Raw genomic sequence first — 23,421 nt, 5'->3', positions numbered from 1 at the left:
TTGAAGTTAATTTAGTCTCTTGCGGCGTGGTGGTTGTGCCCAGCATTACCAATCCACATAATATTAATAACTTATTCATTTTATAATTTGTTTTTTGTTGATCGTTGTTTGAATATAAGACGGTCATAAAACTAAATTGTTACACTATTGGCTTTTGTTTAACAGATATTTTTAGCACTAAAAGCATATGCCAGTAATTTGAAATTGTCCTTCATATTACTGATTTTCAATATTTTATGTGACTCATATTATAAAAATCAAAAAAATATATGCTTATGATTATATTAACAATAGTTTCGATTAATTTTTCAGTTCTTTGGCCAATTCGAAAAAAAATATCACTCAAAAATGGCATACAGAACGCTCCAAATTCTTTTATTGGCACTAATTGTTTTAGGAATTCCAAACAATGCTGATGCGCAAATCTTCAAAAAGAAAAAGACTAAAACAGAACAAAAAGAAGTTGAATCAAATTCAAAAAAAGATAAGATACAGCCCTATTCCAAAGTAGTTACTAAAGATGCAATTACGGATAAAGGCCTTTTTAATGTTCACGTAGTGGATGATAAACATCTTTATGAAATTCCCGATTCCCTTTTTAACAGAGAAATGCTAATGGTAAGCAGAATTTCCAAAACTGCATCAGGTATTGGATTTGGGGGCGGAAAAATTAATACTCAGGTATTGCGATGGGAAAAGAAACCTAAGAAAGTATTATTGCGGGTAGTTAGTTATAATGTAGTAGCAGACGACTCACTCCCTGTTCATGAAGCAGTTGTAAATTCTAACTTTGAACCGGTTTTATATGCTTTTGATATAAAGGCTTTCAAGAAGGATTCTCTAAATCCTGCGACCGTAATTGAAGTTGAAGAGTTATTCACCAAAGACGTAAAAACCTTGGGTATGCAGGATAGATACCGTAAACGTTATAAGGTATCCAAATTGGATGAGAGCCGGAGCTATATAGAATCGCTTAAGAGCTATCCTCTAAATATAGAAGCAAGGCATGTTAAAACGTACATTGCAGCTAACCCACCGTCAAATATAAGTCTTGGATCCATATCTATTGAAATAAACAACTCTATGATCCTCCTGCCAAAAAAGCCAATGAAAAGGCGTTATTTTGACCAGCGCGTGGGATGGTTTTCCAGAGGGCAAACAGATTACGGCCTGGATGCCCAGGAAAGTAAAACTATTAAATACCTGGACAGATGGCGTCTCGAAGTTAGAGATGAAGATATTGAAAAGTATAAACGCGGTGAACTGGTAGAACCAAAAAAGCCCATTATATATTACGTAGACAGAGCAACACCAAAGAAATGGGTTCCTTATATTAAAAAAGGTATAGAAGACTGGCAGGTTGCATTTGAAAGTGCGGGATTCAAAAATGCTATTCTGGCAAAAGATCCTCCAACAAAAGAAGAAGATCCGGAATGGTCACCCGAAGATGTCAGATATTCAGTGGTCAGATACCTGGCTTCTCCAATTCCTAACGCCAACGGACCCCATGTGAGCGACCCCAGAAGTGGAGAGATATTAGAATCGGATATCAACTGGTATCATAATGTAATGACCCTATTGCGCAATTGGTTTTTTGTTCAAACCGCTGCTATAAATGAGGATGCAAGGGGATTTGCTTTCAAAGATGAAATTATGGGACGTCTTATACGCTTTGTTTCTGCTCATGAGGTAGGTCACACCTTAGGATTACCACATAATATGGGCAGCAGCGTAGCCTACCCTGTTGATTCTCTTCGTTCTGAAGCATTCACCAAAAAATATGGAACTGCCCCTTCAATTATGGACTATGCACGTTTTAATTATGTGGCACAACCGGGAGATGGTGATGTGTCGCTTATGCCTAATATTGGGGTTTATGACAAATATGCGATCAATTGGGGTTACAGACCTATTTTAGACAAATCGGCTGAAGAAGAGAAAAAAATTCTGGATAGCTGGATTCTGGAACATGCAGGAGACCCCCTTTACCGTTTTGGCCGGCAGCAAGTTGGTAATGTAGTTGACCCTAGCTCTCAAACAGAAGATTTAGGTGATAATGCAATTAAAGCGAGTTACTATGGGATAGAGAATTTGAAAAGAATTGTTCCAAATTTAATTACATGGACCAAAGAAGATGGTAAGGACTATGAGGATCTTGCAAAATTATACAGGCAGGTAGTTGGACAATTCAACAGATATATGGGCCATGTCTCCAATAATATAGGCGGTGTTTATGAAAATTACAAGACCTACGATCAGGAAGGTAAAGTCTATACCCCGGTTCCTAAAGAGCATCAGGAAAACTGTATGGAATTTCTTCAGCAACAAGTATTCGCTACCCCTGAATGGTTATTGGATGATGAATTGTTTGCCAGAATAGAATACTCCGGATCTGTAGAAAGGGTAAGGACTTTGCAGGTAAGATCTTTAAACAATTTGCTCAGCCTTGGAAGAATGGCCCGACTTATAGAACAAGAAACACAATTAGGCAACGGTGCTTATTCCTTAAATTCTATGATGAAAGATTTGAACAAGGGTTTATGGTCAGAACTCAGGCTTGGTCGTAAAATTGATACTTACAGAAGAAATCTACAGAAGGCGCATATAGAAAGATTAGGGTATCTAATGACCGCCGAAAGTAAAATAAAGAAACCGGCTCCCGGCGGATCTCGAAAGGCAACTGTAGTAAATGCCAGTCAATCTGATATCCGTTCTGTTGCTCGGGCAGAATTGAACAGTCTTAAAAGAACCATTTCAAATGCTATTCCCAGAACCAGCGATAGCATGAGTAAATATCATTTACAGGATGTAAAAGAACGCATAGATCAAATACTAAACCCATTGCCAACTCGCTAATAGTTATCGGTGAATTACCGTGTTTAGGGTATTAAATGTAAAGCGATTTTAACCTAAAACCGGGCAAAAATGACGCAGACCACAAATAATACCTTTTTAACCCTGAAAAAAGAGATATTCACAACAATCATTCTACAGGGTTCGTTATTGGTTATACTTTAGTAATGAACAAAAACCCCACAATTATGTCTTATAAAATGAAAAGTCTAGTTTATTTTGTTTGTTTTGTATTATCTGCTTTCACCTACTATGGCCTGGACAGTTATGAGAATAACGAACAGCAGTTTTCCACAGTGGCGATTGTAGAAGTTAATAATGAAAATTTAGAACCTGCATTCATAATTGAATCTGAAGATCTGAATTAATAAAACAAAACCATATATAAATTCCTATATAAAGGGTTCGGTATAAACCGGGCCCTTTTTCTTTGCAATAAAGATTTATAAAATCCGGCTGCAAACTTACTTGCTCTGCTCTCCTTGGTGTTAAAATTATTATAAACTCAGAAAGTGGTTTAAACCTAATTATGCAATAACAATCCAATACCTATAACAAAAAACATAAACACATGAAAAAAGTATTATTAACCGCAGCATTATTAATTGGAATGCTGGGCTATTCTCAGAGAGGCTCGCATTTTGATTCTGAACAAAGGGGGATGAAAGATATGTCTCCGGAACAAATGGCCATACTCAAGACAAAGAAAATGACTCTGGCTTTAGATTTAAGTGCCGCTCAACAAAAAGAAATCCAAGAGCTAAATTTGGAAAATGCCAAAGAAAGGCAGGCTTTAATGTTGGAACGCAAGTTAGAAAAGGAAGAAGAAGGCAGGTCCAGGCCAAGTGCGGATGAACGTTTTGAGTTTCAAAATGAAAAATTGGACAGGATGATTGCTCAAAAAGGAAAGATAAAACAAATTCTTTCAGAGGAGCAATTCCAAAAATGGGAACGGATGCATCATCATCGCAGGAATCATCGAAAAGAAGGCAAGAGAGGACATGACTCCGGCAGGGGGCATGGTAAATAGGTCTTAAGCATTAGAAAAAACGGAATATAGAACAACTTTGTCCTGTATTCCGTTTCTGATCAATACAACTTCTTTTTAAACCAAACCGGGCGCAACTTTCTTTAAGGCTTCTATTGTAAAGTCCAAATCTTCATAACTAATTGCATCATTGAGGAAATAGCTTTCAAAGGCACTCGGTGGAAGATATATTCCTTCCTTTAGCATTCCATGAAAATACTTGCGGAAGAATTCATTGTTCCCCTTAGCAGAGCTCTTAAAATCTATTACCGGAGTTTCAGTAAAGTGAACAGATAACATTGAACCAAAACGATTAATCTGATGTGGAATTCCTTGTTTTTCCAATACAAATGACAGGCCATTATGAAGATAAATGGTTTTTTTATCGAGGCTTTCAAAAATTTGAGGCCTATTATTCAATTCTGTTAGCATGGCAAGTCCGGCACTCATGGCCAAAGGATTGCCACTAAGAGTTCCGGCCTGATAAACAGGTCCTTCCGGTGCCAGATGAGCCATAATTTCATCTCTGGCGGCGAATGCTCCTACAGGAAGCCCTCCCCCAATTACTTTTCCAAAAGTTACAATATCTGCATCTATGCCCAAGGCTTCCTGAGCCCCTCCCCGGCCCAGGCGGAATCCTGTCATTACTTCATCAAAAACCAGTAGAATATCTTCTTCTGTACAAATCTTCCTAAGCCCTTCCATAAAGGAATCGGATGGAACTATACAACCCATATTACCGGCAATTGGCTCTATGATTATAGCGGCAATTTCTCCTTTGTTCGCCGCAATAAGTGTAATTACACTTTCCAGGTCATTATAGTCTGCCAATAGGGTGTCTTTTGCAGTCCCTTTTGTTACTCCGGGGCTGTTGGGGCTACCAAAGGTAACCGCACCGCTTCCTGCCTGAATAAGAAAGGAATCTGAATGACCATGATAACATCCGGCAAACTTTATAATCTTATCCTTTCCTGTAAACCCACGGGCCAGGCGAATAGCGCTCATACAAGCTTCTGTTCCGCTATTCACAAACCTTATCTTATCAATATTGGGGACCATAGAAACGGCCAATTGTGCTAGATCTGTTTCTATTTCAGTAGGCATCCCAAATGAAGTACCGAGTTTGGCTTTATTAATAACCGCATTAATAACGGGTTCATACGCATGACCCAAAATAAGCGGGCCCCAGGAAGATATATAATCAATTAACTTGTTTCCATCCACATCATATAAATAGGCTCCTTTGGCTCGTTCAACAAAAACAGGATCACCTCCAACTGCTTTAAAAGCACGGACCGGAGAATTTACACCGCCCGGAATATATTTTTTAGCCTCCACAAATAAGGCACTACTTCTCTGATAAATCATATTGGATTATTTTACTCGTTCCGATTTAATCTTCAATTCCTGCCCGATAGACAAGTTACTGGAGTTCATGCCGTTGAGCTTCATCAACTCATCGACGGAAATAAAATAAGTTCTGGATATGGAATACAAGGTATCACCTTTCCTGACAATGTATTTTTTGTAATCATATTCTTTAGGTTCTGCCTGAACCAGATATCCCTGTGATAAAACTTCTTTGTCATATTTGTAAAGTTGATACCTTTCAATAAAGGAAATAAGTTTTTGAGGATAACTCCTATCCGTAGCATAACCCGCTTTCTTAAGGCCTTTTGCCCATGCCTTATAATCATCCCGCCTTAATTCAAAAAGGGAGGCATAACGCGCCCTGGATGATAGAAAAATACTGTGGTCACGAAATGAATACATTGGGTGATTGTATTTTCTGAAACACTCACCTTTTTCATCATCATCATGATATTCAAATTCACCGTCCCATCCATTATGACACTTTATTCCAAAATGATTATTGGTCTTTAACGTAAGCGCTCCCATTCCATAACCACTTTCCAGAATACCCTGGGCTAAAGTAATACTGGCGGGAATTCCATAGGCCTTCATTTCAAATTGGGCTATTTCTGCATATGTAGCTAAATATTCTTCTATAGATGAAGTAGAAAAACGAATAAACTTTCCCGAATCTTCAGGTAAAGGATATTGGCTTTTGTCTTTTACAGAATTGCCAGACTTTGCAACTTCAGGTGATGCTTTCTTGGAATAGGTAGTCCTTTTTTTAGTTCCGCAACTTAGAAGTAAAAAAGCGAAAACAGCTACCAGCGCAGTGTGTTTCATAAATCGATTAAGGGTAAATTTTTGCTTTTCAAATATAAATTTATTCCGGCAATTCCTTGCAATCCACCGGTATGTATGGCTAATATTTTTGTGCCGGGTTTAAATTTATCCTTTGCAATCATGTCTAAAATACCGTACATCATTTTTCCCGTATATACCGGATCAAAAGGGATTCCGGTGTTTTCATTCATTTCGTTTATAAACGATATTAATGATTCATCAACCCTGGCATATCCCCCAAAATGGTAATCTGAGCATAAATCCCAATTCCCATTTTCAACAAATTTACAAATATCTTTCTTTAAAAAGTCGCCTTTGAGGGCGGGAAAACCCAATACCTGTTGGTTAGGAGTGGCACTATTTATTATTCCCGCTAAAGTTCCTCCGGTTCCAACAGAGCAACAGATTACATCATAAACAGCGTCTCTGGAAGTAAGAATCTCTTCACAACCCTTCACGGCCAATTGGTTCGTTCCACCTTCCGGGACCATATAAAAATCACCAAATTCTGTCTTCAGTCTACTTAAAAATTCGGCTGTTTCCTTTTTCCTGTAATCTGTCCTGGAGACAAATTTAAACTTCATCCCTTGCTTATCTGCAGCAGATAACGTTGGATTACTTGTCCATAAATCTGCTACTTCTTCCCCTCTGATCACTCCTATGGTTCGCATTTTGTTAAGCTTTCCTGCGTAGGCGGTTGCTGCAATATGATTTGAGTATGCCCCACCGAAAGTTAACAGGGTATCATACTTCAATTCCTTAGCCTTGAGGAGGTTATACTTTAGTTTGCGATATTTATTACCCGATATTTGAGGATGAATCAGATCCTCGCGCTTTATGTAAAGTGCTACGTTCTTTTTCTCTAATAGAGGAAGGGATATCTTTTGATTCGTGACCAACACAACTTCAGGGCTTAATCGCTCCAAAGATATTTAATAAAGCTAAAACGTTTTCTTTCCGAAAGGTATTCCATATTAAGTTCATTCTGATAGGCCTCACGTTCAAAACTAATGTTTTGATATGCTTTGTAACTATCAAAATAAAGTAGGGTTCTTAGCAACCATTCAGAGATGTACAAAAAATAAAAAGGAAGAATAAGAAGTTCCTGCTGTTGCTGTAAATGAATCCTTTCGTGATTAATTAAAACAGCATCTTGTTTTAAATGAACATTCTTGAGAATAATAAACGGCCAGAGAGATAGGCCTACATAATTCCGGTAAAAAAATTGTCTAATTATCACAATCATAAGCAATTGTATAAAAAGCTTTTTCAAATATAATTGTTAAATTTAATTTTTACACAAAAATCGCGAAAGCTTACCAACATATTCGTTAAGTTGCCATTCTAGGCATCTTAGCCGGTCTATGGGGTTTTGATCTGAAGTCCACTATTTTATTAACAATATTCCCGTAATTTTGCTGGTATGAAAAAGATAGTGCCGGTTGAAGAAGGTGATTTTTATTGGTCCGAAGAGGGATATCGAGTTTTTACAAAACAATATCATCTTAAACGAGGGTATTGTTGTGAGAGCAACTGCAGGCATTGCCCTTATGGATATAATGCAAAGACAAATAAGAAGTAATTCAGCCATCTATTTGGCATGATAATTGTGCCAATATTATTATCCCATTTGGTTGACTAATCTAAAAAGTTTCGATATGAAAAAGATAAAAATAATTGTAGTTCCGGTACTTTTTATTCTCTTCCTAACTTCTTGTGCTTCGGTTAATGTATTGTCAGATTACGACAGACAAACCGACTTTACAGTATATAAGAGCTATGCATTTTATAAAACGGGAATAGACAGGGCACAGATTTCCGATCTGGACAAGAAACGAATCCTAAGAGCTATTGAAACGGAAATGGATTCTCTTGGTTTTGTTAAATCCGAAGAACCAGACCTGCTTGTAAGTATTTTTACTAATGAAAGAGTAGAAGTAGATGTTTATAGCCCGGCATGGGGTTATGGCTGGGGTTACGGCTGGGGCTGGGGCTGGGGTTGGCCCGGTTATTACAATCCCTATTTTTGGGGACCCGGCTATTACGGCAACAACGTAAGCACCAGAACTGAAGGCACCTTATATATTGATTTGATAGATGCAGCGAAAAAAGAATTAGTCTGGCAGGGCAGAGGTGTTGGCACCCTGAATAATATAAAAAATATAGAAAAAAAAGAGAAACGTATTCGCGAGTTCGTTGCAAGAATTATGCAACAGTTTCCCCCTGAAGCCATTGTTGCGAATTAAATTTATAACCGCCCGCTTTGGGCGGTTTTTTGTATCTTTATAGGGCATTAATGAACTGTTATGTCTTTTGAAAGCAACCCTATTTTAGATAAACTTCCTTCCCATCTTAAGCAGTATATTAAACCTCAGAATTATGAAGATTATTCGGCCATAGACCAGGCTGTCTGGCGTTATGTTATGCGAAAAAATGTGGACTATCTGAGTACTGTAGCCCATAAATCATATGTAGAGGGACTTGAAAAAACAGGAATATCTGTGGATCACATTCCTAATATGTACGGGATGAACCGCATATTAAAGGAAATTGGATGGGCCGCTGTAGCCGTAGACGGGTTTATCCCACCGGCTGCCTTTATGGAATTCCAGGCCTACAATGTACTGGTTATTGCTTCAGACATAAGGCAACTTGAGCATATAGAATATACCCCCGCACCCGATATTATTCATGAGGGTGCCGGGCATGCACCAATCATAGCAAATCCCGAATATGCGGAATATCTGAGAAGGTTTGGTGAAATAGGCTCTAAGGCCATTTCCAGCGCAAAGGATTATGAACTTTATGAGGCCGTCAGATATCTCTCCATAATAAAAGAAGCTGCAGGGACCCCAATTGCCGATATTGAAAAAGCCGAGAAACATATCGAGCAATTACAACAGAATATGGGTGAGCCCAGCGAAATGGCCCTAATTAGAAATTTGCACTGGTGGACCGTGGAGTACGGGCTAATTGGAACCGTAGAAAAACCAAAGATTTATGGAGCGGGACTTTTATCCTCTATAGGCGAAAGTGCCTGGTGTATGACAGATAAAGTCAAAAAAATACCCTATAGCATTGAAGCGGCTCATACTTCTTTTGATATTACAAAACCACAGCCACAGCTCTTTGTTACCCCGGATTTTGCCTTTCTGAGTCAGGTACTTGAAGAATTTGCCAGTAGTATGTCTTTGAGAAAGGGCGGCCTTATGGGGGTAGAAAAATTGATCAATGCCAATGAGCTGGGTACAATAGAGCTCAGCACAGGATTGCAGATATCCGGAATATTCAGTGATGTCATTGCATTTGAAAACAAGCCCGTATATGTTCAAACAACCGGAGAAACCGCATTGTCATACAGAGAAAAGGAACTGGTTGGCCATAGCAGGGAAGATCATAGCAATGGTTTTGGATCTCCGATTGGAAAACTAAAAGGGATAAATCTGGCCATAGAAGATATGAGCCCTCGAGATCTGAAAGCCTATAATATCTATGAAGGTGAAACCATTTCACTGGAGTTTGAAGGAGATATTAAGGTAAAGGGAGAAATTATAACCGGCACCCGAAATCTTATGGGTAAAATCATTCTGATTACCATGCGGAACTGTACGGTAACACATGGAAAAAATGTACTTTTTAAACCTGAATCAGGCTTGTATAATATGGCCGTAGGAGAACGTGTAATATCAGCGTTTAATGGACCTGCAGACCTCAGCAGTTTTAATTTAGTTACCCATGAAGTATCCTCAGAGACAATAAAACCAATAAAATCTGATGCTCGTAAAAAACTGGAGCAGTACTATGAGCAGATACGGCATTACAGGGAGGGTAGTAATACAACAATTTCCAGAAATAAGGTTTTCAAAGAAATACGCGAAAAGTACCCCAATGACTGGCTTTTGCCTGTTGAACTCTACGAATTGGCCAGAAACAATAACGATAACGGATTTGCTCAAGAAATCCGCACCCATCTGGAGAACGTGAAACTTAATAATCCAAACGTGGGTCACTTAATAGATGATGGATTATCTCTTGTTGATGGTCAATTAGTCAATCAATAGTTAATTATGAGATATTATGTACTGTTTACCTTTGTTATTCTTCTCCAAACTATGAATGCTCAATTTGTTGCTAATTATGATGAATCTAAGGTCCCTGAATTTGACCTGCCAGATCCTTTAACCACTTTTTCCAATAATAAAATTCTGACCAGCACCTCCTGGACCGAATTAAGAAGACCAGAATTGATTAATTTTTTTGAGTCTCAGGTTTTTGGCAAAGTTCCCGGAACTATAGATACCATTGATTTTGAAGTTATTGAAGAAAGCAACTCGGCACTTGGCGGTGTTGCCAAAAGAAGGCAAATCAAGGTAACCCTAAGCAAAAATGGTAAAACAATAAGCTATCTAGTACTTTTATACCTGCCAAAAAATATTGCCAACGCCCCTATTTTTTTAGGTTATAATTTTCATGGCAACCATACCGTCAACAGTGATCCTGAAATTATCATATCAGACGCCTGGTCGCTGAATAATGAAGCAATAGGTATTACCAACCATACACTTACTGAAGAAAGCAGAGGAATGCGATCGAACAGATGGGCCATAACTAAAATGATCGAAGCTGGCTATGGCCTCGCCACTATTTATTACGGTGAAATAGACCCTGATAAAAATGATTTCGCAGATGGTGTCCATGCATTATTCTACTCAGGCAGTCAGAAAAGACCTGCCAAAGATGAGTGGGGCGCCATTGGAGCATGGGCCTGGGCTTTGAGCAGAACTATGGATTACCTGGGAAATAATAGCGAAATTGATAAGACAAAGGTTATTGTTTTTGGTCACTCAAGATTGGGCAAAGCAGCGTTATGGGCCGGTGTAATGGATGAAAGGTTTGCAGGAGTAATTTCTAATGATTCGGGCTGTGGTGGAGCTGCCTTGTCTAAACGCAGGTTCGGAGAAACTATAGCTCAGATAAATGAAACTTTTCCTTATTGGTTCTCTGAGAACTTTAAAAAATATAACAATGCTGAAGACAAACTACCCGTAGATCAACATGAATTGCTGGCTTTAATAGCTCCCAGGCCTTTATATGTTGCCAGTGCTAAGGAAGACGAATGGGCAGACCCTAAAGGGGAATTTCTTTCGGCCTATTATGCCACTCCTGTTTATTCATTATTTGGCAAAGCAGGTATCCCGGCAATTGAAATGCCCGTTGTGAATTCTCCGATCCATAACACCGTGGCCTATCACATTCGGACCGGTAAGCACGATGTAACCGAATACGACTGGGAGCAATATATTAAATGGGCGGTTGAACAATTTCATTAAACAATAACCCTTTTGAACAAATAAGATCAGTTAGGAGGGAATAGTTCGGAAATATCTTCTTTAATGATTTCATTGTTATAAACAAGGGTCCACCCTAAGGAATTCGTAAGAATATAAAATTTGGAGAGTTCACTTATTAAACGATTCTCTGCGTTCTTTTGAAGCGAAGAAGCTTTTACCTTTTTTAGCAGGGAAGCCTGTACATTATTCTTAATCTTATTGTAATCTTCGGCGCTAAACGGGTTAAAATAATCTGCGGTAACATCATAGTACTCAAAATCAGGGTTAATTTTTATCTCCGGTTCGGGAATACTCACTATACGAAGAGTTTTGGTAGCTTCATCTACTTCAAAATTGATCTTTTTAAGATCATAGACTACGGCAACTTCAGCATTAACCACCACCAAAGCTTTTTTATCTGCAGTAAAATAAGGGCCAAACAACTGTTGGGAATCCTTATAGCTATATACCTCGGAAAAGTGACCTTCTGTGACTATTATCTTTGAAACATTTTCAATCTGTTGCTGGATAAGCAAACTGTTCTCTTTTAAAATAGATTGCTGCACATTGCCTTTGTTCCATGATTGATAAATTAAAATCATGGCCATGGCTATTACTATTCCTACTAAAATTCGCTTCATGGTTTGAATTTCATAAATGGAAACTCCTTATTCAGTGCTGAAATTTTCTCATTTAACGATTTCAAAAAAAGTTGATGCTGATCCGAATCCTCATTAAAAGGCCTGTGAGATAATCCCTTCTGAATTTCCTCGACCGCTTTCATTACACTTTCAGCTTTCTCAGCAACCCAGACATTTTTAAACTTTTCCCAAATGTAGTCTATTGCCAGATTATTTGGATGCACCATATCTTCTACATAAAACCTATAGTCCCTTAGCTCGTCCAGCATAATTTCAAACGCAGGAAAATAATGCAGGTTTCTATTATTGGATGTCACTTGCATAATCTTTCCAACAGCTGAAATCAACTTTGCTTTGCTGCGCTGATTTTCTACAAATCCATCCTTTAAATGCCTTACAGGTGAAATTGTGAAAATCACAGAAGCATTTTCATTTACCTTTCTGATGTTTGCAATTATTTGATTGAGACTTTCTTCAATCTCCTCTTTTGAGAGTAGCTCTTTGGTAAATTTCTTTTGAGGTACTTTATGGCAGTTGGCTACCCGTTTCTGAGATTCAATATTTCTGTATACCCAGGCAGTACCAAGTGTAATTATAACATGTGTGGCATTTTCAAGCTGATTTCTAGTATTATGAAGCGCACCATTTAAATTGGCAAGCAATTTATCTTTAGATGGGTCACTCAGGTCTGAATGTGCATCAAAACAGTGCCAGCGTTCATTAAAATTAAAAACATCAGTAGCTTTATACTTTTTCTGTTCAACAGACCTGACTATAAAGTTTTCGATGGCTTCAGGGTGAAACAAAATTCCCAGGGGATTCTGCAGGGTTTGAAATTGATAGTATTGAAATTTTTTTCCAATATTTTCAACAAAGCAGGAACCTATAAGAAAAAGAGTACTAGCATAGTCTATCCGCTCTTTCTCAGAATGTAAGGGAACTATGGTTTGAAGTTTCATCCGGGCAGATTTATAAAGACGCAACTCTTTTATTTAAGGTACTCTTTAGCTTTATCAAATGCTAATGCAATTCCTTCGGGATTTTTACCCCCGGCAGTGGCAAAGAACGGTTGTCCTCCTCCCCCACCATCAATAAACTTTCCTAATTCACGCACAATTTGTCCTGCATTAAGATTTCTTGATGCAACCAGTTCTTTTGAAATATAACAAGACAACACTACTTTTCCCTCCTGCTCCGCGGCTAATAAAAGAAATAAATTGGCATGGTTTTTACCCAATTCAAAAGAAAGATCCTTAATTCCCGAAGCACTTAAATCTACTTTTTCTGCAAGGAATTCAACTTCATTTACGTTTTCAATCTTTTGGATTAGTGTTGTTTGAAGGTTTTTAGCTTTTAACCGCATAAGGCCTTCTACCTCCTTTTTGAGCTTTGTATTTTCTTCCTGAAGTGTTTCAACAGCTTTAACCGGATCTTTTGTGCCTTTTAAAAGTTCTTTAATCCTGTTAAGTTTTTGATTGTTGTCGTGATAAAAATCCTTAACCGAATCTGAAGTAATAGCTTCTATCCTGCGAATGCCTGCAGCAATAGCACCTTCCGATACAATCTTAAAATGCCATATATCTGCTGTATTGCTAACATGGGTGCCACCGCAAAGTTCAATAGACTGTCCAAATCTAACCGTACGGACTGCATCGCCATACTTTTCCCCAAACAAGGCCATGGCACCCTCTTTTAAGGCCTTTTGCATAGGCACTGCTCGCTGTTCTTCTAAAGGCAGTTGTTCATCTATCCTCATATTTACAAAATTCTCCACATCGTGCAATTCCTCCGTGGTCATTTTAGCAAAGTGAGAAAAATCGAATCGGAGATATTTAGAATGTACCGCAGAACCTTTTTGCTCCACATGCGACCCCAAAATTTCCCTTAGTGCCTGGTGCAGTAAATGAGTGGCTGTATGATTCCGCGCTGTCCGCTCCCGTTGTTTTTTATCCACAATGGCCGTAAGTACTTCGTTTGGATGTTTGGGAAGGTTTTTTGAGAAATGAACAATTTCATTATTCTCCTTCTTTGTATCCAAAATGTATATAACATCACCATTTGGAACTTCCAGGTATCCCTTATCACCAACCTGGCCACCACCCTCGGGATAAAATGGGGTTAAATTAAATACCAGTTGAAACAGATTTCCCTCCTTTTTGGAAACAACCTTTCTATATTTTACCAATTTTACCTTGGCTTCAAGGGAATCATAGCCCACAAACTCTTGTTGGGCATCTGCTATAAGAACTGTCCAATCTTCTTTTGAAACTTCAGAAGCAGCTTTGGAACGGTCTTTTTGTTCTTTCATTGCCAGGTCAAAACCACTTTCGTCTAATTTCATTCCTCTTTCACCTAGAATAAGTGCTGTCAAGTCTATTGGAAATCCATACGTATCGTACAACTCAAAAGCTTTTTTCCCATCTACTGTGTCTCCGGTTGTATTTGCTATAACGCTATCAAGCAATAATAACCCTTGTTCAAGGGTCTTTAAAAAGGAGTGTTCTTCTTCACGGATTACATTTTCAATAAGGTTGCGCTGATCCTTTAATTCCGGAAATGCCTCGCCCATGCCGGAAATAAGTGCATTAACCAGACGAAACATAAAAGGATTCTTGGTATTCAAAAAGGTAAATCCATACCTAATAGCCCTTCTTAAAATTCTCCGTATGACATAACCGGCTCCTGTATTGCTTGGCAATTGACCATCTGCAATAGAAAATGCTACAGCACGAATATGATCAGCAATAACCCTAATGGCGATATCAATTTCTTCTGCTTTACCGTAATCGGTGTTTGTAATTGTTTCAATCTCACGAATGATGGGAGTAAAAACATCGGTATCGTAATTAGATTGTACCCCTTGTAAAACCATACAAAGACGCTCAAAACCCATACCGGTGTCTACATGCTTTTGAGGGAGTGGTTCCAGCTTACCATTTGCTCTTCTGTTGTATTGGATAAAAACCAGATTCCAGATCTCCACTACCTGCGGGTGATCCTTATTTACCAAAGTAGCGCCATCAATCTTTTCCTTTTCTTCTTTTGAACGTATGTCTACATGTATTTCAGAAGAAGGTCCGCAGGGCCCCTGCTCTCCCATTTCCCAAAAATTATCTTTTTTATCGCCCTTAATAATTCGATCTTCGGGTACTATGCCTTTCCACAAATCAAAAGCTTCTGTATCCATTTCCAGTTTATCTGAATCAGAACTACCTTCAAATACAGAGACATAAAGGCTATTCTTATCAATTTTACAAACTTTGGTAAGGAATTCCCATGCCCAGTTTATGGCTTCTTCTTTGAAATAATCTCCAAAGCTCCAATTTCCAAGCATTTCAAACATGGTATGGTGGTAAGTGTCTTTACCCACCTCTTCCAGATCATTGTGTTTACCACTAACCCTAAGGCACTTTTGAGTATCGGCCACTCTTGGATTCTTTATGGGCGAATTGCCTAAAAAGAACTCCTTGAACTGATTCATTCCTGCGTTGGTAAACATTAATGTGGGGTCATCTTTTATGACCATAGGTGCAGAAGGCACAATTTTGTGGCTTTTTTCCTTAAAAAAATTTAAAAAATTTGCTCTTATTTCCTTGGAAGTCATCTAAAATGGCAAGGTTTTATTAAATTTAACGGTTTGTGCAAAACAATTTTTATATTTGTTTGTTTTGATAAGACGAAAGCACAAAAATAGGATAAAATCCATTCATGTCTAAGGTAAAATACTATTACGATCCGGACACCCTTTCATATCGAAAGATAGAGCCAAAGAAATCTCGGCGCTACAGGAATATTTTCCTCTTTTCCCTGGGTTCTGTTATCTCAGGTATGTTAGGTTTAATTCTTTTGCTTAACACTAATATTTTAAATACTCCCCAGGAGCTTTCATTGCAAAGGGAAGCCAAAAATTATGAATTGCGCTTTGAGCTTCTGAATAAAAAGATGGAGCAAATGGAGCAGGTTCTGGCTAATATTGAAGACAGGGATAATAATATTTACAGACTTTATTTTGAGGCTAACCCTATTCCGGAAGAACAGCGCAAAGCGGGATTTGGTGGCGTTAACAGGTATAAATCTTTGGAAGGATTCAATAATTCCGAGATGATAATTTCTACTAACAAAAGGCTGGATATTATACAAAAACAAATGGTAATTCAGTCCAAATCTCTGGACGAAATTACCAAACTGGCGGAGGAAAAAGAAAAGCTTTTAGCTGCAATACCGGCAATACAACCGGTAAATAACGAAGAACTTACACGTATGGCTTCCGGATTTGGATGGAGGTCAGATCCTTTTACGAAAGCAAGAAAAATGCACCGGGGCATGGATTTTACAGCCCCTAAAGGCACGCCTATTTATGCTACCGGTGATGGAGTTGTAATACGAGCCGATAATAACGCTTCTGGTTACGGTAAGCATATTCGGATAGATCATGGATATGGGTATATGACATTGTATGGGCACTTAAGCAGATACAACGTAAAGAGGCGCCAAAAAGTAAAACGTGGAGATCTCATAGGTTTTGTTGGTAGTACAGGTAGATCTGAAGCACCACATGTACACTATGAAGTATGGAAAGAAGGCCAACGCATAAATCCTATAAATTTCTATTATGGAAGTTTGTCTGCGGAGGAATTTGAAAACATGCTGAAATTTGCCACTCAGGAAAATCAATCACTGGATTAATGCATATAGAATTACCCGAAAAACGTTATTATGGAATTGGCGAAGTTGCCAGAGCATTTGACGTCAATACATCCCTTATTCGATTCTGGGAGAAGGAATTCGATGTTATCCAACCTAAAAAAAACGCAAAAGGCAATCGAAAATTCACTCCAAAAGATGTCCAGAATCTTCAACTGATATATCATTTAGTCAAAGAACGCGGATTTACGCTTGAAGGCGCTAAAACGCACTTGAGGGAAGAAAAGCAAAAGACATTATCTAATTTTGAAATCATACAAAAGCTCGAAAGAATCAAAGCAGAGCTGATCAAAATAAAAAGTCAACTTTAAACCTATACATTAAATTAATAACACGATTATGAAAAAATGGTTAATTCCCGTAATTATCCTCCTGGTCCTGGCATTTGTTATTTATAACTGGGCTGTAGGATTTAACAACACCTCAGTGGAATACGAAGCTAATGCCAAAACAGCCTGGTCCAATGTGGAAAGTTCCTATCAAAGAAGAAATGATCTGATCGGAAATTTGGTGAAAACAGTTCAGGGCGCAGCAGATTTTGAAAGAGGTACACTGACCGATGTAATTGAAGCTCGTGCGAAGGCAACTTCCACAACAATAGACGTGGATAATCTTACCCCGGATAAAATGGCGGCGTTCCAGGAAGCACAAACAGGTTTATCTTCAGCTTTGTCACGTTTACTGGTTACCGTAGAAAGATATCCGGATCTCAAGGCAAATCAAAATTTCCTTGAATTACAATCTCAGCTCGAAGGGACAGAAAACCGAATTAATGTGGCCAGAGACAGGTATAACGAACAAGTAAATATCTATGACATTTACACCTCAAAATTCCCCAATAAAATTTTAGCCGGTTGGTTTGGGTTTGAGGAAATGGCAAGGTACCAGGCAAATCCAGGTTCTGAAAATGCCCCTGATGTGAATTTTGAATTTAACTAATTCAACTCCCATGTCTAAAGTAGAAGATTTCTTAACAGCTGATGAAGAACAGGAAATCGTTGATGCCATTCTTGAGTCGGAAAAAAATACTTCCGGGGAAATAAGGGTACACATAGAAACTTCAACTTCAATAGATCATTATATAAGGGCCCAGGAAGTCTTTCATTTACTGAAAATGGATAATACCAAAGAAAGTAACGGGGTTTTAATCTATGTTGCTGTAGATGATAAGAAATTTGCAATCTGCGGAGATAAAGGGATAGATGAGGTAGTCCCGGAAGACTTTTGGAATTCTACGAAAGATGTTATTCAGAACAATTTCAAGGAAGGAAAATTTAAAGAAGGAATTATAAACGGAATCCTCATGGCCGGAAAAGAATTGAAGGCTCACTTTCCGTGGAACCCCAATGATGCAAATGAATTGAGCAATGAGATATCTAAAGCTTAGTCTTCTTCTATTCTTATTGTCGGGGAGCACTGCACTTGCTCAATTTACAATTCCGGAAAAACCAAAACTCCAAACCAGCGTATACGATTATTACGGCTTGTTATCCGATACGGACAAGAATGCTTTGGAACAGAAGCTAATCAGATATTCCGACAGCACTTCTACCCAAATAGTAATTGCCATCATAGCATCAACAGAAGGTGAAAACATTAACTACCTGGGTGCCCAGTGGGGACAGGCTTGGGGCATAGGACAAGCAGATGAGGACAACGGCATCCTTATCCTCCTGGCTAGGGAAGACCGAAGGGTTGCCATTAATACAGGATATGGCGTAGAAGCTTTACTCACCGATGCATTATCCAAAAGAATAATTGGAAACGTAATTATTCCCGAATTCAGGGATGGGAATTACTATGCAGGATTAGATAAAGGATCAGACGCCATCTTCAGTGTATTAACTGGTGAATTTAAAGCAGAAAGCGATCCCGGAGGCGATGGAGAATTCCCTTTTGGCGCATTTCTACCCATAATCATCTTTATTGTTATTATCATTATTCTCAGCAGCAGAAATAAAAGGGGTGGCGGCAGAGGAAGGGGTCGCAAAAGAGGAATAGACCTTTGGGATATTATCATCCTCAGCAATATGGGACGGGGAGGATATGGCGGATCATCATCTTCCGGAGGAGGATTTGGAAGTGGTGGTTTTGGTGGTGGCTTCGGCGGAGGCGGATTTGGCGGCGGTGGTGCGTCCGGAGGCTGGTAGGCAATCACAAGGCCTGGATCTCACCTTACTCTATTTTTTCCTCATAAAGATGGTTACTGGCACTCCTGTATAATCAAAATTCTCCCGTAATTTATTCTCCAGAAACCGTTTATAAGGTTCCCGAACATATTGTGGCAGGTTACAGAAAAATGCAAATTGAGGATAAGGAGTGGGCAGTTGGGTAATATATTTAATCTTTACATATTTACCCTTATACGCCGGTGGCGGGGTATGCTCAATGATAGGCAGTAAAACATCATTCAGTTTTCGTGTAGATATTCGTTTAGAACGGTTATTATAAACCTCTACAGCTGTTTCTATAGCTTTAAAGATGCGCTGCTTAGTCAGAACAGATATAAAAAGGATTGGTACATCTGTAAATGGTTCAATAGCCTGCTTTATTTTTTGAGTGTATAGTTTAACAGCGTGGGTATCCTTCTCCACCAGATCCCATTTGTTAACGAGGATAACTATTCCTTTGTTGTTCCGCTGCGCCAGCCAGAAAATGTTTGCTACCTGTCCGTCAAATCCACGGGTAGCATCGAATAAAAGCAGACAAACATCGCAATGTTCAATAGCTCTCACAGAGCGCATAACAGAATAAAATTCCAGGTCCTCTTTTACCTTCGCTTTGCGTCGAATCCCTGCAGTATCTACCAAATTAAACTCAAAGCCAAAACGGTTGTATTTGGTGTCTATACTATCTCGTGTAGTACCTGCAATATCAGTGACAATATACCTTTCTTCACCTATCAATGCATTGATAAAAGATGATTTCCCGGCATTGGGTCTTCCTACTACAGCAAACCTGGGAAGCTCATCATCTGCTTCCTGGCTTTCAGGCAATACCTCAACCAGAGCATCTAATAATTCGCCCGTACCGCTGCCATTAATGCTGGAAAGATTATAATAATCCCCTAATCCGAGGGCATAAAATTCTACAGCATCCTCTGCCCGTTTTGCGTTATCGACTTTATTAACTGCCAAAAAAACGGGTTTTTTGGCACGGCGCAATAAATTGGCTACATCCTCATCCATCCCAGTGATGCCGGTTTCTACATCCACCATAAAAATTATGGCATCTGCCTCATCAATGGCCAGTTCTACCTGTTTGTCTATCTCCTGTTCAAAGATATCATCACTACCAAGGACATAACCACCGGTATCTATTAACGAAAATTCCTTCCCATTCCAGTCACTTTTTCCATAGTGCCTGTCCCGGGTTACTCCGCTTACAGCATCAACAATGGCCTCACGTCTTTGTATTAAACGATTAAAGAATGTAGATTTCCCAACATTCGGCCTGCCTACTATGGCTACAATAGCGCCCATACTTACAAATTAGGCCGCAAAGTTAGTGTTAAAGAGATTAGATAAAAAATAAAAGATAACGCATAAGATTGTGATTAGTAATTTTTAGAAGATTTTGAGAAGGATGTTTCCGGAGAATTAGGTATCTTTTAAGAGCAAACAATTTATGTATGAAGGCATTGCCCAATGACATTGTTCTAAGGCCAAGGTTTCAGCTGGAGCTCTCACAACCAAAGGAAAGTGCCTTAGCATCTTTTGAAAAAGAAAAGAAAGAATCTTTCCTGATTAACAGGATTGATGATCATGTCTTTATAAAATTCCAAAAAAAAGAGGTTCATTTCTGGTCTCCCCAACTGCATTTGGAAATTAACGAAATAGACACGGAAAACTGCAAGGTATATGGCCTGTTTGGCCCAAACCCTACACTCTGGACCTTTTTTATGTTTTTACATTTTGGGGTGGGAACATTTTTTATAATCTTCGGTATCTGGGCGTATTCCAGTGCGTCGTTAGACAAACCCTATGGGCTGCAACTGGGCGCCATGGTATTTATGGTTGTTATATGGTTTGTACTTTACGCTTTTGGAAGGGTAGGCAGGAGAAAAGGCAAACCTCAAATGAACCAATTGTTCCATTTTATGAGGGAGGTTTTAAAATTGCGCTAATTTATTTCTGATCATAACCAAACCTGCGAAGTTGTCTCGGGTCACTTCGCCAGTTTTTATTCACTTTTACAAAGAGTTCAATATGCACCTGTTTCTCAAAGAATTTTTCCAGATCCTTTCTGGCAGCTATCCCCACCCGTTTCAAAGCCGAACCTTTATGCCCGATGATTATTCCCTTTTGAGAATCGCGCTCTACCATGATAACCGATCTTATACGGATTATCTTTTCATCCTCTAAAAATTCTTCTGTTTCAATCTCAACAGAATAGGGAATCTCCTTTTTATAGTGTTCCAGAATTTTTTCACGTATAATTTCATTAACAAAAAAACGTTCCGGTTTATCCGTAAGCTGATCTTTTGGAAAATATGGAGGAGCTTCGGGTAATAATTCCAGAATACGTTCAAACACTTCTCTAACATTGAAATTTCTAAGGGCAGAAATTGGATGTATCTCTGCAGAAGGCAACTGTTCCTGCCAGTACTGCGTTTGTTCTTCGAGTGTTTGTTGATCTGAAGCATCAATTTTATTAAGCAAAAGCAACACTGGGATCTTGCTCTCTTTAAGTTTGTCAAGAAAAGAAGTGTCCTTTAATGCTTTTTCGCCAATCTCTACCATGTAAATGAGAATATCCGCGTCTTCAAAGGCCGACTTTACAAATTTCATCATTGAATCCTGCAACTCATAGGCGGGTTTAATAATACCCGGTGTATCTGAAAGTATTACCTGGAAATCTTCTCCGTTCACAATTCCCAGGATGCGATGCCTCGTGGTCTGGGCTTTAGCCGTTATAATAGACAGCTTTTCGCCAACAAAAGCATTCATAAGGGTAGATTTTCCCACATTGGGATTCCCGATAATATTTACAAAACCTGCTTTGTGGGCCATTATACGTTGATTTTCGAAAAATAGGTTTTCATCGCTAAATTAACTCTTGGCGATAAATAGAGCACCGCAATCATATTGGGAATTACCATTAGTGCAAAAGACAGGTCAATTAAATTCACTACAAGATCTACAGAAGCCACCGCTGCAAAAGTAATACTCCCAACATAAATATAATTATAGAGTTTACCCACTTTAACATTGGTTAAAAAGGACAAGCATTTGGTCCCATAGTAGGAATAGGTAAAGAGAGTTGATAAGGCAAACGCAGACACGATGATCATTAACAGCACATCACCAAAACCAAAGAGTGATTTCTTAAACGCAATCAGGGTCATAACAATCCCGTTGCTCTCCGCATCCAAATAAGCTCCACTTAAAATAATAACCACTGCTGTTAAGGTGCATACTACGATGGTATCTATAAAGGGTCCTAACATGGCTACTAATCCTTCCTGAACAGGCTCAGTAGTTTTAGATTGCCCGTGGTACATTGGCGCATTACCTACACCGGATTCATTGGAAAAAACGGCTCGTCTTATCCCAATGATTATGAGGCCCCATAGACCTCCCTGCACCGCTGTTTTTAAATTAAATGCTTCTGCAAGAATCAACTTTAAAGAGGGCCAGATTTCCCCTGCATTCATGGTCATAATTACTATAACTGCGAACAAATACAAAAGGACCATAAAGGGAACAATTGCCGTAGCTACTTTTGCAATTTTCTTTAAGCCCCCGAAAATAACAAAAGAGGTTATAATGCTCAACACAATACCAATCCCCAATTTCCAATTGAAATCACCAAAAACGGCAATGGTTTCGTTGGGGTTAATGACCCCCATTAAGGTTTGAGTAAATTGGTTGGTTGTAAAAGCCGGCAGCACTCCAAAAAGCCCCGCAATACAAAAGAAGACTGCCAAAGGCCTTGCTTTTTTGCCCATGCCCATAGTTATATAATACATGGGGCCTCCCTGTAAATTTCCTTCACTATCCTTATCGCGGTACATTATTGCCAGGCTACAGGAATAGAATTTAATACATATTCCTATCAAAGCGGTCATCCAGATCCAGAATACTACACCCGGACCACCCAGATAAATAGCAATGGCTACCCCTGAAATATTCCCAAGCCCTACCGTGGCGGCAACTGCTGAAGAAAGTGCCTGCAGATGACTTACCTCACCGGGATCATCGGGATTATCGTATTTCCCTGAGGTTATTAAAATAGCATGTTTAAAATAACGATATGGAAGTAATTTGGAATACGCAACCAGGTAAAGGCCTCCGCCGACTATTAAAAAGAGCATTACCCATTCCGTATAAGGAAGTACAGCTGCTAAAAAGTCATTGATTATTTTCATAAATAAACTTGAGCCCCGAAGTTATACAATTTAAGCTTTTGGGATGTGTCCTGGGATAAATAATTCCGGCATGAAGTTTTGATATAACTAAAAAAGCATCGTATATTTGCCGTCCACATCGCGGGGTAGAGCAGTATCCTTCGATTCCTCAGGACAGGGTACCTACTCATCCTTAGGAAAAGAATAAAAACACTGCCAAATAAAATATTGAAAGTTCACATCGCGGGGTAGAGCAGTAGGTAGCTCGTCGGGCTCATAACCCGAAGGTCGCTGGTTCGAGTCCAGTCCCCGCTACAAAGA

Annotated in this window: 23 protein-coding genes and 1 tRNA gene; 14 read left to right on the top strand and 10 right to left on the bottom strand. The window is 38.9% G+C overall.

Features of this window, described 5'->3' with window-relative positions; all coding sequences use genetic code 11:
* Positions 1-348: 348 nt before the first annotated feature.
* The 3 genes from Q0X89_RS14010 (at position 349) to Q0X89_RS14000 (ending at position 3,883) form a co-directional block, all read left to right on the top strand.
* Positions 349-2,856 carry a zinc-dependent metalloprotease gene (locus Q0X89_RS14010; protein WP_297695240.1) on the top strand — a complete coding sequence of 836 codons (2,508 nt, stop codon included), beginning with the start codon at positions 349-351 and terminating at the stop codon, positions 2,854-2,856.
* A gap of 197 nt (positions 2,857-3,053) precedes the next feature.
* Positions 3,054-3,221 (top strand): hypothetical protein, encoded by a 168-nt coding sequence (locus Q0X89_RS14005; protein ID WP_297695239.1) that lies wholly within the window; start codon positions 3,054-3,056, stop codon positions 3,219-3,221.
* Between the two features lie 203 nt (positions 3,222-3,424).
* The gene (locus Q0X89_RS14000) at positions 3,425-3,883 is read left to right on the top strand and encodes a hypothetical protein (RefSeq protein ID WP_297695237.1); all 459 of its coding nucleotides are present in this window, start codon (positions 3,425-3,427) and stop codon (positions 3,881-3,883) included.
* Positions 3,884-3,958: 75 nt separating this feature from the next.
* Here Q0X89_RS14000 and hemL read toward each other — a convergent pair whose 3' ends face one another.
* From hemL to Q0X89_RS13980, 4 genes are read right to left on the bottom strand one after another with little or no spacing between them, the layout of a single operon-like run.
* Positions 3,959-5,248 carry a glutamate-1-semialdehyde 2,1-aminomutase gene (gene hemL / locus Q0X89_RS13995; RefSeq protein WP_297695235.1) on the bottom strand — a complete coding sequence of 430 codons (1,290 nt, stop codon included), beginning with the start codon at positions 5,246-5,248 and terminating at the stop codon, positions 3,959-3,961.
* Positions 5,249-5,254: 6 nt separating this feature from the next.
* On the bottom strand, positions 5,255-6,076 hold the full coding sequence (locus Q0X89_RS13990; protein ID WP_297695233.1) for a glucosaminidase domain-containing protein: 822 nt from the start codon (positions 6,074-6,076) through the stop codon (positions 5,255-5,257).
* Positions 6,073-7,002 carry a 1-aminocyclopropane-1-carboxylate deaminase/D-cysteine desulfhydrase gene (locus Q0X89_RS13985; protein ID WP_297695231.1) on the bottom strand — a complete coding sequence of 310 codons (930 nt, stop codon included), beginning with the start codon at positions 7,000-7,002 and terminating at the stop codon, positions 6,073-6,075. Before Q0X89_RS13985 ends, Q0X89_RS13990 begins: the two co-directional genes overlap by 4 nt.
* Positions 6,990-7,322, bottom strand: a complete 333-nt coding sequence (locus tag Q0X89_RS13980; RefSeq protein WP_297695229.1) for a hypothetical protein — start codon at positions 7,320-7,322, stop codon at positions 6,990-6,992. The genes Q0X89_RS13985 and Q0X89_RS13980 overlap by 13 nt, the downstream gene beginning before the upstream one ends.
* Before the next feature lie 177 nt (positions 7,323-7,499).
* Between Q0X89_RS13980 and Q0X89_RS13975 the strand changes: the two genes are divergently transcribed.
* The 4 genes from Q0X89_RS13975 (at position 7,500) to Q0X89_RS13960 (ending at position 11,406) form a co-directional block, all read left to right on the top strand.
* Positions 7,500-7,658, top strand: a complete 159-nt coding sequence (locus Q0X89_RS13975; RefSeq protein ID WP_297695227.1) for a DUF5522 domain-containing protein — start codon at positions 7,500-7,502, stop codon at positions 7,656-7,658.
* Positions 7,659-7,734: 76 nt separating this feature from the next.
* Complete coding sequence (locus tag Q0X89_RS13970) at positions 7,735-8,322, top strand: DUF4136 domain-containing protein (protein WP_297695225.1); 588 nt, start codon at positions 7,735-7,737, stop codon at positions 8,320-8,322.
* Between the two features lie 60 nt (positions 8,323-8,382).
* Positions 8,383-10,137: an aromatic amino acid hydroxylase gene (locus Q0X89_RS13965; protein ID WP_297695223.1), complete on the top strand. Its 1,755-nt coding sequence runs from the start codon at positions 8,383-8,385 to the stop codon at positions 10,135-10,137.
* Positions 10,138-10,143: 6 nt separating this feature from the next.
* The gene (locus tag Q0X89_RS13960) at positions 10,144-11,406 is read left to right on the top strand and encodes an acetylxylan esterase (protein ID WP_297695221.1); all 1,263 of its coding nucleotides are present in this window, start codon (positions 10,144-10,146) and stop codon (positions 11,404-11,406) included.
* 26 nt (positions 11,407-11,432) lie between these two features.
* Here the strand turns inward: Q0X89_RS13960 and Q0X89_RS13955 are convergent, their stop codons facing one another.
* From Q0X89_RS13955 to alaS, 3 genes are read right to left on the bottom strand one after another with little or no spacing between them, the layout of a single operon-like run.
* The gene (locus Q0X89_RS13955) at positions 11,433-12,047 is read right to left on the bottom strand and encodes a DUF4230 domain-containing protein (protein ID WP_297695219.1); all 615 of its coding nucleotides are present in this window, start codon (positions 12,045-12,047) and stop codon (positions 11,433-11,435) included.
* Positions 12,044-13,006: a GSCFA domain-containing protein gene (locus tag Q0X89_RS13950; RefSeq protein WP_297695217.1), complete on the bottom strand. Its 963-nt coding sequence runs from the start codon at positions 13,004-13,006 to the stop codon at positions 12,044-12,046. The genes Q0X89_RS13955 and Q0X89_RS13950 overlap by 4 nt, the downstream gene beginning before the upstream one ends.
* A gap of 29 nt (positions 13,007-13,035) precedes the next feature.
* A complete protein-coding gene (gene alaS, locus Q0X89_RS13945; RefSeq protein WP_297695215.1) occupies positions 13,036-15,651 on the bottom strand; it encodes an alanine--tRNA ligase in 2,616 nt (871 codons plus the stop codon).
* 104 nt (positions 15,652-15,755) lie between these two features.
* Between alaS and Q0X89_RS13940 the strand changes: the two genes are divergently transcribed.
* From Q0X89_RS13940 to Q0X89_RS13920, 5 genes are read left to right on the top strand one after another with little or no spacing between them, the layout of a single operon-like run.
* Positions 15,756-16,733 carry a M23 family metallopeptidase gene (locus Q0X89_RS13940; protein ID WP_297695213.1) on the top strand — a complete coding sequence of 326 codons (978 nt, stop codon included), beginning with the start codon at positions 15,756-15,758 and terminating at the stop codon, positions 16,731-16,733.
* Positions 16,733-17,062: a MerR family transcriptional regulator gene (locus tag Q0X89_RS13935; protein ID WP_297695211.1), complete on the top strand. Its 330-nt coding sequence runs from the start codon at positions 16,733-16,735 to the stop codon at positions 17,060-17,062. Before Q0X89_RS13940 ends, Q0X89_RS13935 begins: the two co-directional genes overlap by 1 nt.
* 28 nt (positions 17,063-17,090) lie before the next feature.
* Positions 17,091-17,690, top strand: coding sequence for a LemA family protein (locus tag Q0X89_RS13930; RefSeq protein WP_297695209.1), 600 nt, complete (start codon positions 17,091-17,093; stop codon positions 17,688-17,690).
* A 10-nt stretch (positions 17,691-17,700) separates the two neighbouring features.
* The gene (locus Q0X89_RS13925; protein WP_297695207.1) at positions 17,701-18,138 is read left to right on the top strand and encodes a TPM domain-containing protein; all 438 of its coding nucleotides are present in this window, start codon (positions 17,701-17,703) and stop codon (positions 18,136-18,138) included.
* Entirely contained in the window at positions 18,119-18,901 is a 783-nt protein-coding gene (locus Q0X89_RS13920) for a YgcG family protein (RefSeq protein WP_297695205.1), read from the top strand. Before Q0X89_RS13925 ends, Q0X89_RS13920 begins: the two co-directional genes overlap by 20 nt.
* A gap of 30 nt (positions 18,902-18,931) precedes the next feature.
* Here the strand turns inward: Q0X89_RS13920 and der are convergent, their stop codons facing one another.
* A complete protein-coding gene (der, locus tag Q0X89_RS13915) occupies positions 18,932-20,233 on the bottom strand; it encodes a ribosome biogenesis GTPase Der (protein ID WP_297695203.1) in 1,302 nt (433 codons plus the stop codon).
* A gap of 149 nt (positions 20,234-20,382) precedes the next feature.
* On the opposite strand from der, the gene Q0X89_RS13910 reads away from it, so the two are divergent.
* Entirely contained in the window at positions 20,383-20,877 is a 495-nt protein-coding gene (locus Q0X89_RS13910; RefSeq protein ID WP_297695201.1) for a GTP-binding protein, read from the top strand.
* A 1-nt stretch (position 20,878) separates the two neighbouring features.
* Here Q0X89_RS13910 and era read toward each other — a convergent pair whose 3' ends face one another.
* Entirely contained in the window at positions 20,879-21,763 is an 885-nt protein-coding gene (gene era / locus Q0X89_RS13905; protein ID WP_297695199.1) for a GTPase Era, read from the bottom strand.
* Entirely contained in the window at positions 21,763-23,121 is a 1,359-nt protein-coding gene (locus tag Q0X89_RS13900; RefSeq protein WP_297695196.1) for a sodium:alanine symporter family protein, read from the bottom strand. The genes era and Q0X89_RS13900 overlap by 1 nt, the downstream gene beginning before the upstream one ends.
* A gap of 221 nt (positions 23,122-23,342) precedes the next feature.
* Between Q0X89_RS13900 and Q0X89_RS13895 the strand changes: the two genes are divergently transcribed.
* Positions 23,343-23,415 (top strand) — tRNA-Met (locus Q0X89_RS13895).
* Positions 23,416-23,421: the final 6 nt, after the last annotated feature.

It is taken from the genome of uncultured Eudoraea sp. (assembly GCF_947258525.1).
Lineage (GTDB): Bacteria > Bacteroidota > Bacteroidia > Flavobacteriales > Flavobacteriaceae > Eudoraea.
The sequence above is the reverse complement of the archived record's forward strand: the minus strand, read 5'-3'. Positions and strand labels throughout refer to the sequence as shown.